The following is a 12,046-nucleotide window of genomic DNA, read 5'->3' as shown; positions in this document are numbered from 1 at the left end:
TCCTCCGTCCGTCATCGACAGACGTCCGAGCACTGTGCCAGTATTTCCCCACGTTCACGCCGGTGGGCCCGAGCACCGACGCAGTCAGGAGCCGCAGCCATGACCCGTCCTCTCCCGAGGGACCCCGTCCTCCGCGAGGCCATCGCCGTCGCACGATCCCGCGAGCGGGAGCGGCGCGCGATGCTCTCGCGGCGCGCGGTCCTCGGCGGCCTCGGGCTCGGCGTCGGCGCGCTGGCGCTCGCCGGCTGCGCCCCGGTCTCGCGGGCCGCCCCCACCGCCGCGGTCGACGAGTCCGCCTCCGATCCGAGACTGGTCTGGGACAACTGGCCGGCCTACCTCGACGAGGACGACGACGGCGGCTACCCGACGCTGACGGCGTTCGAGGAGCAGTCCGGCATCTCCGTCACCTACAACGTCGCGGTCGACGACAACAACTCCTACTACGGCAAGGTCAAGGACCAGCTCGCGCTCGGCCAGTACATCGGCGCCGACACCGTCTGCCTGACCGAGTGGATGGTCTCTCGGCTGGCCCGGCGCGGCTACATCCAGGAGCTCGACCACGCGAACATCCCGAACATCGCGAACCTCACCCCCTCGCTCGCGAACCCGGACTTCGATCCGGGCCGCCACCTCTCGCTCCCGTTCCAGGCCGGCTTCGCCGGGATCTGCTGGAACAAGGAGAAGCTGCCGAACGGACTCGCGAGCGTCGAGGACCTCTGGGATCCGGCACTGCGCGGCCGGGTCGGCGTGCTCAGCGAGATGCGCGACACCATCGGGCTGATCATGCTCGCCCAGGGCACCGACATCGCCGGCTCCTGGGGGGACGACGAGTTCATGAACGCGATCGACGTCTTCCGGAAGCAGGTCGACGAGGGCCAGATCCGCAACATCAAGGGCAACGCGTACCTGAACGACTTGCAGAACGAGGACACCCTCGCGGCGATCTGCTGGTCCGGCGACATCACGCTGATCAACACCGAGGCCGGCGACAAGTGGGAGTTCGCGCTCCCCGACTCCGGCGGCACCCTGTGGAACGACACGTTCGTCGTGCCGATGGGCTCCCAGCGCAAGGCCAACGCGGAAGCGCTGATGAACTACTACTACGAGCCGGAGGTCGCCGCCGAGGTGGCCGCCTGGGTCAACTACATCACCCCCGTCGACGGAGCGAAGGACGCCATGGAGAGCATCGACCCGGAGCTGGCCGAGAACCAGCTGATCTTCCCCGACGAGGACACGCTCGCGCAGTCCCACATCTTCCGGACGCTCACCGCGGACGAGGAGAAGGACTACCAGGCCGAGTTCCAGAAAGTGCTGCTGGGCATCTGATGGCGATGGGAACCTTCGCCGAGCGCGGCGCCGACCTCGAACTGGTCGGGATCAGCAAGCAGTACCCGGGCTTCACCGCCATCGACTCGCTGGATCTGACGATCCCCGCGGGCTCCTTCTTCGCCCTCCTCGGGCCCTCCGGCTGCGGGAAGACGACCACCCTGCGCCTCGTCGCGGGCCTCGAGGAGCCCAGCGCCGGCCGGATCCTCATCGGCGGGAAGGACGTCACGGCCACCAAGACCTTCCAGCGCCCGGTCAACACGGTCTTCCAGTCCTACGCGCTGTTCCCGCACATGTCGATCCTCGAGAACGTCGCCTTCGGCCTCAAGCGCCGCCGGATCGACGACCCGGTGGGCAAGGCGCACGAGGCGCTCCGGCTGGTCGAGCTCGACCACCTCGCACAGCGCCGCCCGGCCCAGCTCTCCGGCGGGCAGCAGCAGCGGGTCGCCCTCGCCCGGGCCATCGTCAACCGGCCCGCGCTCCTGCTCCTCGACGAGCCGCTCGGCGCGCTCGACCTCAAGCTCCGCCGCCAGATGCAGCTCGAGCTGAAGTCGATCCAGGAGGAGGTCGGCCTCACCTTCCTGCACGTCACGCACGACCAGGAGGAGGCCATGACCATGGCCGACACCGTCGCCGTGATGAACAAGGGCCGGATCGAGCAGATGGGCGCCCCCGAGGCGCTCTACGAGCTCCCGCGCACCGTCTTCGTCGCGAACTTCCTCGGCCAGTCGAACCTCTTCACCGGCGAGGTCGTCGGCTCGACCGCCACCGCGCTGACGATCGCGGCCGGTGACGCCCGGATCGTCGTGCCCACCGCCCGTGCCGCTCGCGAGTCCGGGGAGATGACGATCGGCGTCCGCCCCGAGAAGCTCCAGCTGCTCACGGAGGCGCCGGCCGACTCGCCGGACCGCAACGTGCTCGGGCCGGGCCGCGTCATCGACGTCTCCTTCAGCGGCGTCAGCACCCAGTACACGATCGAGATCCCGACGCTCGGCTCGATCGTCGTCTTCGCCCAGAACATGGTCTTCGGGCCGGTCGTCGGCGAGGGCGCGCAGGTCTGGGTCAGCTGGAGCATCGAGCACGGCTTCGGTCTGGCCGACGAGCCGGGCACCGTGCCCCGCTTCGCCGCCGACGACTCCACCCGCTCGATCGCCCTGCAGAAGCGCGGGCTGCTCGCCGGACGCTCCGGAGGGGCGTAGGCATGGCCTTCGCAGCGTTCGCGACCGGCTCTGCCGACACGCTCGATCCGCCGGTCCGCCGGCGGTCGACGATCGCCCTCGTGCTCCTGCTGCCGGGCATCGTCTACATGCTGCTCTTCTTCCTGACGCCGCTGATCTCGCTCGTGCTGACCTCGTTCCAGGTCGAGGTGCCGGACGGCGACATCGGCGAGTACGCGCCGGGCTTCGCCTGGCAGAACTACCTCGTCGTGATGGCCGACTACTGGCCGCACGCGATCCGCTCCTTCGGCTACGCGCTGATCGCCACGGTGCTCGCGCTCGTCATCAGCTACCCGCTCGCCTACTTCATCGGGGTGAAGGCGCGGCCGTGGCCGCTGCTGCAGAACCTGCTGCTGACGCTGGTGATCGCCCCGTTCTTCATCAGCTTCCTGCTGCGCACGCTGGCGTGGAAGCAGATCCTCGCCGACGAGAGCCCGCTCGTGCAGGCGCTCAAGACCGTCGCGATCCTGCCCTCCGACGGCCACCTCACGGGAACCCCGATCGCCGTCGTCTTCGGCATCACCTACAACTTCATCCCCTTCATGACCCTGCCGCTGTACACGACGCTGGAGCGGCTGGACACCCGGCTCCTCGAGGCCGGCTCCGACCTCTACGCGCACCCCGCCTCGGTGTTCTGGAAGGTCACGGTGCCGCTCTCGATGCCCGGCATCGTCTCGGGCACGCTGCTCACCTTCATCCCGGCCGCGGGCGACTACATCAATGCGAGCCGGGACTTCCTCGGCTCGTCGCAGACCTCGATGGTGGGCAACGCGATCGAGGCGAACTTCCTCACCCTCGAGAACTATCCGGCCGCGGCCGCGCTCTCGATCGTGCTGATGGCCGTGATCCTGGTCATCGTCGGCTTCTACGTGAAGCGCAGTGGAACGGAGGACCTCCTGTGACCGCCACCGCCGACCGCCCCGTCGCGAGCGCCCAGGAGGCGCTGGGGGCACCCGCTCCGGCGCCGGTGCGAGGCCCGCGCCGCTTCAAGGGCCTCGGGCTCGGGATCTACACCGCCCTCGCCCTGATCTTCCTGCTGATCCCGATCGGCTACACCTTCGTCTACTCGTTCAACGACTCGGGCAAGAGCAACCTCGCCTGGCGGGGCTTCACCTTCGACAAGTGGGTCTCGGCCTGGACGAGCGAGGAGGTGATGACGGCGTTCGGGAACAGCCTGCTGGTCGGCGTCGTCGCGACGGTGCTGGCCACCGCACTAGGGACGATGATCGCCATCGCACTCGTGCGGTTCCGCTTCCGGTTCCGCTCGGCGATCAGCCTGCTGCTGTTCCTGCCGATGGCCACTCCAGAGGTGGTGCTCGGCGCCGGACTCGCCGCCCAGTTCCTCGCGCTCGGCACCGAGAAGGGCCTGGTCACGATCATCCTGGCGCACACGATGTTCTGCATCAGCTTCGTCGTGGTGACGGTGAAGGCGCGTGTCGCGAGCCTCGACCCCCGGCTCGAGGAGGCGGGGCGCGACCTCTACGCCTCACCGGCCCAGGTCTTCTGGCGGATCACCTTCCCGCTGCTGCTGCCCGGCATCCTCGCGGCGGCTCTGCTCTCGTTCGCGCTGAGCTTCGACGACTTCATCATCACGAACTTCAACTCCGGGTCCGTCACCACGTTCCCGAAGTACATCTACATCGCGGCGGCCCGCGGCATCCCCGCCGAGGCGAACGTGATCGCCTCGGCGGTGTTCGTGCTGGCGATCCTCATCGTCGTCGTCACGCAGGTGTCGGCGGCGGCCCGGGCGAAGCGGCTGGCGCGCACGCAGTAGCGGCGCGACCGGCCGCTCCGGCGGCGCCCCGGCGCCTCAGACGTAGGAGGCGCGGACCGCGCCGACCGGCTTGCCGCCGCCGGTGACGACCGGGTTGAGCCGCACCAGCACCTCGTTCGCCGCCGTGCGGTCCACGGTGCCCGCCTCCACCAGCAGCTTGAGCGCGACCACCGTGGCGGCGCGCAGGCTGCCGTCGAGGATCTTCAGCGCGACCGTCGTTCCGTCGGGCGAGGCCATCACGAGCACCCCCTCCGCGCCGAGCTTCGCGACCAGGCCGAGCCGCTCGATCACGACGGTGTTGTCGCGACCCGGCCCGTCCAGGGCCCACGCGTTCTCGAGGATCGCCTCGGTGAGCACGCCCGCCTGCCGGTAGAGACCGAACGGGGAGGCGGGGGAGGAGGAGACGATCCGCGAGATCCCCTTCGCCAGCGCGGTCAGCGGCAGTGCGTGCACCGGCGCGCCGCAGCCGTCGACGGCCGAGCCGGCGATCCGCTCGCCGGTCAGACGCTCGATCGTGTCCACGATGTGCTGCTGCAGCGGGTGCGAGCGCTCGAGGTAGTCGTCGGTGCTCCAGCCGTTCTGCACGCAGGCGAGCAGCATCGCCGCGTGCTTGCCGGAGCAGTTCATGTACAGCGGGTCCGCGCTGGCTCCGGCGCGCAGCAGCTTGGTGCGCGAGGCCCAGTCGCTCGGCCAGTCGGCCGGGCACTGCAGGGCGGTGTGGTCGAGCCCCGCGCGGAAGAGCAGGTTCTGCACCAGGGCGACGTGCTGGGGGATGCCGGCGTGGCTCGCGGTCGCGATCACCGCCTCCGCCCCGCTCAGCTCGACGCCGGCGGTCATCACGGCGAGGGCCTGGAAGGGCTTCAGGCAGGAGCGGGGGAGGACCGGCGCCGTCGGGGTGCCCAGCGTGCGGGCGACGCGGCCGTCGGAGTCGAGGAGCACGGCCGACCCGGCGTGGCGCGACTCGACGAAGCCGGAGCGCTCGACCACCGCCAGTTCGACGGACTCGGCGAGGGTGAAGGTACCTGCGGACATCCCCCCATCTTGCCCGACGGCCCGGCGCCTCCTGGGCGGAGGGGCCGGGCCGTCGACGGAGCGGGCGGGGCTCAGAGGGTCGCGAACGCCTCGCCGAGCACGGCCACGGCCTCGTCCAGCAGCTCGTCCGTGAGGGCGAGGCTGGGGAGGAAGCGCACCACGTTGCCGTAGGTGCCGGCGCTGAGCACGAGCACTCCGTGCTTGGCGGCGTAGTTGATGATCGCGGCGACCGCCGCGGTGTTCGGTCGCTTGGTCGTCTGCGCGGTCCCGGGCTCGACGAGCTCGATCGCCATCATCGCGCCGATGCCGCGCACGTCGCCGATGATGTCGTAGCGCCCCTGCAGGGCGTGCAGCGCGTCACCGAGGCGGGCGCCGATCCGGTCGGCCTCGGCGAGGAGGCCGTCCTGCTCGATCCGCTCGAAGACTGCGACGGCGGCGGCCGCCGCGACGGGGTTGCCGCCGAAGGTGCCGCCGAGGCCGCCGGCCTGCGCGGAGTCCATGATCTCGGCCCGGCCGGTGACGCCGGCGAGCGGCAGGCCGCCTGCGATGCCCTTGGCCGAGAGCACCAGGTCCGGCACCAGGCCGAAGTGCTCGCTTGCGAACCAGGCGCCGGTGCGGGCCATGCCCGACTGGATCTCGTCCGCGACGAAGACGATGCCGTTCGCGGTGCACCACTCCTGCAGTGCGGGCAGGAAGCCCTGCGCCGGGACCATGAAGCCGCCCTCGCCCTGGACGGGTTCGACGACGAGGCAGGCCAGCGCGGAGGCACCCACCGTCTTCTCGAGGTACGAGATCGTCTGCTCGGCCGCCTCGGCGCCCGAGAGGCCGTCGTGGTAGGGGTACGAGCTCGGCGCGCGGTGGACGTCGCTCGCGAACGGGCCGAAGCCGAGTCCGTAGGGGAGCGCCTTGAAGTTCATCGCCATCGTCAGGTTCGTGCGGCCGTGGTAGGCGTGGTCCAGCACCGCGACGCCGGGGCGGCCGGTGTGCTTGCGGGCGATCTTGACCGCGTTCTCGACGGCCTCGGCGCCGGAGTTGACCAGCACGGTCTTCTTCGCGTGGTCGCCGGGGGTGTGCTCGCCGAGCAGCTCCGCGACGCGGATGTACGGCTCGTAGGGCGTGACGGTGAAGAGCGTGTGGGTGAGGCGGCCGAGCTGCGCGGTGGCGGCGGCGACGACCGCGTCGTCGGTGTGGCCGATCGTCGTCACGCCGATGCCGGCGCCCAGGTCGATGAACTGGTTGCCGTCGACGTCGACGAGGATCGCGCCGTGCGCGCGGTCGATGTAGACGGGGAGCGCGGTGCCGACTCCGGTGGGGACGACGGCGAGGCGGCGCTCGTGCAGGGCCCTCGATCGCGGCCCCGGGATCTCGGTCGCGACGCGACGCTCCTGGGGGACGGCCGACGTGGGAACCTGGGGAGCGAGCGTGTCTGTCATGGTCCCCCGAGTGTACCCGCGGGCCTCGAAGGAGCAGGGGTCCAGACCGTCGAGACCGGCCTGAACCACGGCCGAGAAGGAGGGATCCGATGCAAGCGGAGCACGATTACGCCGTATCCGTCGTCTGGGAGGGCAATCGCGGCACCGGCACCAGCGGCTACCGGGACTACGGGCGCCAGAACGTCCTCGTCGCCGAGGGCCCGCCGCCGATCCTCGCCTCGGCCGACAAGCCCTTCCGCGGCGACCCGGACCGCTGGAACCCCGAGCAGCTGCTGCTCGCCGCCCTCGCGCAGTGCCACCTGCTCTCGTTCCTGCACGTCGCGGTGAAGAACGGCGTCGTCGTGACCGAGTACGTCGACGACGCCGCCGGGCGGATGGTGCAGGAGGGCGAGGGCGGGCGCTTCGTCTCGGTGACCCTCCGGCCGCGGGTCCGCGTCGCGCACGAGTCGATGGTCGAGCTCGCGCAGTCGCTGCACGGCGAGGCGTCGCGGCTGTGCTTCATCGCGAACTCGGTGAACTTCCCCGTGGGACACGAGCCGCAGACCTCGGCGGCCGACGCGCACTGATCCTGGCGGGCTCGGGCGGCGGCGACCGGAGCGGTCAGCGCCGCTCGTGCGGCAGCGCCCGCCGGATCTTCTCCACCGTGGTGACCGGCGGCGACTCGTTGTAGACGCCCGCGGCCTCCTGGCCCGAGAGCGCGTGGATCGCGGTCATCACCTCGTCGGTCGCGTGCCGGCGCGCGCGACCCGAGTCGGCCGAGCCGTGCCGGGAGAGGTCGAGCGGATCGCCGAAGCGCACCGTGATCCGGTGCAGGCGGGGGATCCTCGAGCCGACGGGCTGCAGCTCCTGGGTGCCGACCAGCCCGACCGGCACGACCGGTGCGCCGGTGGTGAGGGCGAGCCACGCCACTCCGGTGCGCCCGCGGTAGAGGCGGCCGTCGCGCGAGCGCGTGCCCTCGGGGTAGACGGCGAACGCCTCGTCGCGCTCGAGGATCGCGCGGCCGAGGTCGAGGGCCTCCTGCGCGGCCTGGCCGGCGCCCCGCTCGACGGGCACCGCTCCGACCGCCGTGAAGAACGAGCGCGACGCGGCGCCGCGTGCGCCGGTGCCGGTGAAGTAGTCGGCCTTCGCGAGGAACTGCACCGGCCGCGGCGCCAGCAGGGTCAGGACGGGGGAGTCGATGAACGACAGGTGGTTGCTGGCGAGGATGACCCGGCCGGTGCGCGGGACGTTGTCGCGGCCCTCGACGATCGGGCGGTAGATCATCCGGCCGAGGCGGCTCATCGTGAAGCGGGCCACGCGCGCGGAGACGCCGATCCCCGGGGGTGTCGGCGGTGCGGGAGCGTCGTCGGTCGGCATTCGCCCGACGCTACCGGCGGGTGCATGCCGCTCGGGTCATGCTCCGCCGACCGCTCCGGCGGGGCCCTTCTCGCGGGCCGGGGCGGACGACCGCGGGCCGCCCCTCGTGACGAGGAGCGGCCCGCAGGTCGACGCAGAGGGAGAGACTCAGCCGAAGGTGGCGAGCGCCTCCTCGATGACACCGGCGGCGTCGTCGATCAGCTCCTCGCTGATGACCACGCTCGGCATGATGCGCAGGACGCTGTCCCAGCTGCCGGCGTCCAGGGCGATGACGCCGTTGGTCGTGACGTGCTTCAGGACGGCGGAGAGCGCCTCCGGGTTCTGCTTCTTCGTGCCGGGGTGCACGAGCTCGACGCCGAACATCGCGCCCTTGCCGCGGACCTCGCCGACGACGGCGAAGCGCTCGGCCCAGTCGCCGATGCGGGCCTGCAGGGCGCGCTCGACGCGCTGCGCCTCGGCGATGAGCCCCTCGGACTCGATCGCCTCGAAGGTGGCGAGCGCGGCCGCGGTCGAGACGGGGTTTCCGCCGAAGGTGCCGCCGATGCCGCCGGGCTGCACGGCGTCCATGATCTCGGCGCGCCCGGTGACCGCGGCGAGCGGGAAGCCGCCGGCGATGCCCTTGGCCGAGGTGATGAGGTCCGGGACGACGCCGAAGTGCTCGATCGAGTACCAGGCGCCGGTCCGGGCGATGCCGGCCTGGATCTCGTCGGCGACGAAGACGATGCCGTTCTCGGTGCAGAACTCCGAGAGCCGCTCGAAGTAGCCGGCGGCCGGGATGATGATGCCGCCGTCGCCCTGGATGGGCTCGACGAACAGCGCCGCCAGCTCCTCGGCGCCGATGTGGGTGCGGATGTAGTCGATCGAGCGCTCGGCCGCCTCCTCGCCCGTCATGCCCTCGGGGTCGCGGAAGGGGTAGCTCATCGGGAGGCTGTAGATCTCACCGGGGAACGGGCCCATGCCGGCGCGCTCGGGCCAGGGGCGGTAGGTCATCGCCATCGTGAGGTTGGTGCGGCCGTGGAAGGCGTGGTCGAGCGAGGCGATCGCGCGGCGGCCGGTGTGCTTGCGCGCGATCTTGACCGCGTTCTCGACCGCCTCGGCGCCGGAGTTGACGAGGATCGAGTGCTTCTCGAAGCCGCCGGGGGTGATCTCGGCGAGCTTCTCGGCGACCCGCACGTAGTTCTCGTACGGGGTCACGGTGAAGAGGGTGTGGGTCAGCTTCTCGGCCTGCGCGGCGGCGGCGGCCGCGACCGCGGGGTGCGCGTGGCCGATGGTGGTGACGCCGATGCCGCAGCCGAGGTCGATCAGGCGGTTGCCGTCGACGTCGACCAGGACGGCGCCCGAGGCGTGATCCATGTAGATGTTGGCGAGGGCTCCGGCGCCGCGGGAGACGCTGGCGACGCGGCGCTCCTGCAGCGCGATCGAGCGGGGGCCGGGGAGCTCGGTGACGAGCGCGCGGGATTGGGGGACCGAGAATTCACGCATTCCTCCATGCTAGGCGCGGCTCCCGGGGAGGGGGCCGGGGACGCTCCGGGGCGGCGCGACCGGGTGGGCGCCGTGGAGGGATCGTTCAGCCGGGGCAGAGGCGCAGCCCGCAGGATGGACCGATCCCCCCGACGTCGTCCCGCTCCCTGCCGGGCAGGAAAGGTGCACCCGTGCGCAGAACCCTCGCGATCCTCGCCGTCCTCGGCGCCTCCCTCGGCCTCGCGGCCTGCACGCCGGGCACCCCCGGCACCCCCGAGGCGACCCCGAGTGCGAGCCCGACTCCGCTCTCCTGCATCTCTTCCGGGGACGCGTCCGAGGCGGTGGACGCGGCGGGCGACTTCGGGACCAAGCCGGTCACCGTCTTCCCCACCCCGATGAGCGTCGACGCGACCGAGGGCACCACCGTCATCGACGGCACCGGCGAGACGGTCGCCGAGGGCGACACCGTCCTCGTCGACTACACCCTCTACAACGGCACGAGCGGCGCGGAGTTCTCGGCGAGCAGCTACGCCTCCGGGGGCCGCGCGGCCTTCGAGGTCGACACCGAGCAGTACCTGGCCGGCCTGGTGAAGGCGGTCAACTGCGCCGCCGTGGGCTCGCGCGTCGTCGCGGTCGTCCCGCCCGCCGACGCGTTCGGCGACGCCGGCAGCACCGACCTCGGGATCGCCGCGGACGACTCCATCGTGATGGTCATCGACGTCGAGGGCATCGTCCCCTCGGCCGCGACCGGCGAGCCGCAGGCCCCGGTCGACGGGCTGCCGACGGTGGCGCTCGCCGAGGACGGCACCCCGACGGTGACGATCCCCGCGACCGACCCGCCGGCCGAGCTGCAGCTCGAGGTGCTCAAGAAGGGCGACGGGCAGACCGTGGCCGACGGCGACTCGCTGATCGTCCAGTACCAGGGCGTGGTCTGGGGCACCGGCGAGATCTTCGACCAGAGCTGGGGAAAGGGCACGCCCGCGTCCTTCGGCACGGGCGACGTGATCGAGGGCTTCAAGGAGGCGGTGGTCGGCCAGACCGTCGGCTCGCAGGTGCTCGTGGTCATCCCGCCGGACAAGGGCTACGGCGAGGCGGGCAACGCGAACGCGGGCATCAGCGGCACGGACACCCTCGTCTTCGTGGTGGACATCCTCGCGGTGAGCTGACCCGGCGGGGCTCCGCACCCGGGAGGGCCGAGGGCCGCCGTGCCAGGATGGGCGGATGCGCAGGGTCATCATCCTCGGCTCGACCGGGTCCATCGGCACGCAGGCCCTCGACGTCATCGGCGCGAACCGCGACCGCTTCGAGGTGGTCGGCTTGGGCGCCGGATCCAACCGCGAGGTCGTCGCCCGGCAGGCACGCGACTTCGGCGTCGAGCACACCGCCTTCGGCGCCGCGGAGGCCGAGCAGCTGATCCGCTCGGTCGACGCGGACGTCGTCCTGAACGGCATCACCGGTTCCGTCGGCCTCGGCCCGACGCTCGCGGCGCTCGAGGAGGGCCGCACCCTCGCCCTCGCGAACAAGGAGTCGCTGATCGTCGGCGGCGAGCTGGTCACCTCGCTCGCCGCTCCCGCTCAGCTCGTGCCCGTCGACTCCGAGCACTCGGCGATCGCGCAGGCGCTGCTCGCCGGGGAGCACCGCGAGGTCCGCCGGCTGGTGCTCACCGCGTCGGGCGGTCCCTTCCGGGGGCGCGACCGCGCCTCCCTCCGCGACGTCAGCCCGGCGGAGGCGCTTGCGCATCCGACCTGGGACATGGGCCTCGTGGTCACCACCAACTCGTCGACGCTCGTCAACAAGGGCCTCGAGGTGATCGAGGCGCACCTGCTCTTCGACGTGCCCTACGACCGGATCGACGTGACCGTGCACCCGCAGTCGATCGTCCACTCGATGGTCGAGTTCGTCGACGGCTCCACGATCGCCCAGGCGTCGCCGCCCGACATGCGGCTGCCGATCTCGCTCGGCCTCGACTGGCCGCACCGCGTCGCCGGCGTCGGCGTGCCGCTGGACTGGACCCGCGCGCAGTCCTGGACGTTCGAGCCGCTCGACGAGGAGGCCTTCCCCTCCGTCCGGCTCGCGAAGAAGGTCGGAGTCGCGGGGGCGTCGTACCCGGCCGTCTTCAACGCCGCGAACGAGCAGGCCGTGCAGGCGTTCCACGCCGGTCGGATCGGCTACCTGGACATCCTCGCGACGGTCGAGGCCGTCGTCGACGCGCACACCGTCGACGGCGAGCTGACCCGCGAGTCGCTGGCCGAGGCCGAGGCCTGGGCGCGCCGCACGGCGGACGCGCGGATCGCCGCCGCCTGAGCGCTTTAGCCGGGCGGCAGCCGCACCATGCTGGTCGAGTAGCCGCGGAGCGGCGTATCGAGACCCCTTGTGGTCAAGTGGTTGTTGCAACGAGGAGTTGGTCGAGGCGTTGGGCGGGGGTGGCCCAGTCGAGGGTTTTGCGG

11 protein-coding genes are annotated in these 12,046 nt (G+C 71.6%); 7 read left to right on the top strand and 4 right to left on the bottom strand.

The window, feature by feature from the left end:
• The first annotated feature begins 99 nt into the window (after positions 1-99).
• The 4 genes from MT351_RS16290 (at position 100) to MT351_RS16275 (ending at position 4,317) form a co-directional block, all read left to right on the top strand.
• Complete coding sequence (locus MT351_RS16290) at positions 100-1,326, top strand: PotD/PotF family extracellular solute-binding protein (RefSeq protein WP_132435738.1); 1,227 nt, start codon at positions 100-102, stop codon at positions 1,324-1,326.
• A complete protein-coding gene (locus MT351_RS16285; RefSeq protein WP_243582668.1) occupies positions 1,326-2,525 on the top strand; it encodes an ABC transporter ATP-binding protein in 1,200 nt (399 codons plus the stop codon). Before MT351_RS16290 ends, MT351_RS16285 begins: the two co-directional genes overlap by 1 nt.
• Positions 2,526-2,527: 2 nt before the next feature.
• Positions 2,528-3,445, top strand: coding sequence for an ABC transporter permease (locus MT351_RS16280; protein ID WP_123732044.1), 918 nt, complete (start codon positions 2,528-2,530; stop codon positions 3,443-3,445).
• A 104-nt stretch (positions 3,446-3,549) separates the two neighbouring features.
• Entirely contained in the window at positions 3,550-4,317 is a 768-nt protein-coding gene (locus MT351_RS16275; RefSeq protein ID WP_243582724.1) for an ABC transporter permease, read from the top strand.
• A 36-nt stretch (positions 4,318-4,353) separates the two neighbouring features.
• On the opposite strand, the gene MT351_RS16270 is transcribed toward MT351_RS16275, so the two are convergent.
• Positions 4,354-5,349 (bottom strand): asparaginase, encoded by a 996-nt coding sequence (locus MT351_RS16270; RefSeq protein WP_243582667.1) that lies wholly within the window; start codon positions 5,347-5,349, stop codon positions 4,354-4,356.
• A gap of 71 nt (positions 5,350-5,420) precedes the next feature.
• Entirely contained in the window at positions 5,421-6,782 is a 1,362-nt protein-coding gene (gene gabT / locus MT351_RS16265) for a 4-aminobutyrate--2-oxoglutarate transaminase (protein ID WP_243582666.1), read from the bottom strand.
• Positions 6,783-6,871: 89 nt separating this feature from the next.
• Between gabT and MT351_RS16260 the strand changes: the two genes are divergently transcribed.
• On the top strand, positions 6,872-7,348 hold the full coding sequence (locus MT351_RS16260) for an OsmC family protein (protein WP_123702936.1): 477 nt from the start codon (positions 6,872-6,874) through the stop codon (positions 7,346-7,348).
• Between the two features lie 34 nt (positions 7,349-7,382).
• On the opposite strand, the gene MT351_RS16255 is transcribed toward MT351_RS16260, so the two are convergent.
• Both MT351_RS16255 and MT351_RS16250 read right to left on the bottom strand, forming a co-directional pair.
• On the bottom strand, positions 7,383-8,138 hold the full coding sequence (locus MT351_RS16255) for a 1-acyl-sn-glycerol-3-phosphate acyltransferase (RefSeq protein ID WP_123735374.1): 756 nt from the start codon (positions 8,136-8,138) through the stop codon (positions 7,383-7,385).
• 147 nt (positions 8,139-8,285) lie between these two features.
• Positions 8,286-9,620, bottom strand: a complete 1,335-nt coding sequence (locus tag MT351_RS16250; protein ID WP_243582665.1) for an aminotransferase class III-fold pyridoxal phosphate-dependent enzyme — start codon at positions 9,618-9,620, stop codon at positions 8,286-8,288.
• A gap of 170 nt (positions 9,621-9,790) precedes the next feature.
• Between MT351_RS16250 and MT351_RS16245 the strand changes: the two genes are divergently transcribed.
• Together MT351_RS16245 and MT351_RS16240 are read left to right on the top strand one after the other, a co-directional pair.
• The gene (locus MT351_RS16245) at positions 9,791-10,765 is read left to right on the top strand and encodes an FKBP-type peptidyl-prolyl cis-trans isomerase (protein ID WP_243582664.1); all 975 of its coding nucleotides are present in this window, start codon (positions 9,791-9,793) and stop codon (positions 10,763-10,765) included.
• A 55-nt stretch (positions 10,766-10,820) separates the two neighbouring features.
• A complete protein-coding gene (locus MT351_RS16240) occupies positions 10,821-11,903 on the top strand; it encodes a 1-deoxy-D-xylulose-5-phosphate reductoisomerase (protein WP_243582663.1) in 1,083 nt (360 codons plus the stop codon).
• Positions 11,904-12,046 lie beyond the last annotated feature (143 nt).

This window comes from Rathayibacter sp. VKM Ac-2926, assembly GCF_022815565.1.
Lineage (GTDB): Bacteria > Actinomycetota > Actinomycetes > Actinomycetales > Microbacteriaceae > Rathayibacter > Rathayibacter festucae.
This window is presented reverse-complemented; position numbering and strand designations above follow the sequence as displayed.

Coding starts and splice junctions, on each gene's coding strand:
- MT351_RS16270 (WP_243582667.1), bottom strand. CDS start 5,349: ATGTCCGCAGGTACCTTCACCCTCGCCGAGTCCGTCGAACTGGCGGTG.
- MT351_RS16255 (WP_123735374.1), bottom strand. CDS start 8,138: ATGCCGACCGACGACGCTCCCGCACCGCCGACACCCCCGGGGATCGGC.
- MT351_RS16280 (WP_123732044.1), top strand. CDS start 2,528: ATGGCCTTCGCAGCGTTCGCGACCGGCTCTGCCGACACGCTCGATCCG.
- MT351_RS16240 (WP_243582663.1), top strand. CDS start 10,821: ATGCGCAGGGTCATCATCCTCGGCTCGACCGGGTCCATCGGCACGCAG.
- MT351_RS16250 (WP_243582665.1), bottom strand. CDS start 9,620: ATGCGTGAATTCTCGGTCCCCCAATCCCGCGCGCTCGTCACCGAGCTC.
- gabT (WP_243582666.1), bottom strand. CDS start 6,782: ATGACAGACACGCTCGCTCCCCAGGTTCCCACGTCGGCCGTCCCCCAG.
- MT351_RS16290 (WP_132435738.1), top strand. CDS start 100: ATGACCCGTCCTCTCCCGAGGGACCCCGTCCTCCGCGAGGCCATCGCC.
- MT351_RS16285 (WP_243582668.1), top strand. CDS start 1,326: ATGGCGATGGGAACCTTCGCCGAGCGCGGCGCCGACCTCGAACTGGTC.
- MT351_RS16260 (WP_123702936.1), top strand. CDS start 6,872: ATGCAAGCGGAGCACGATTACGCCGTATCCGTCGTCTGGGAGGGCAAT.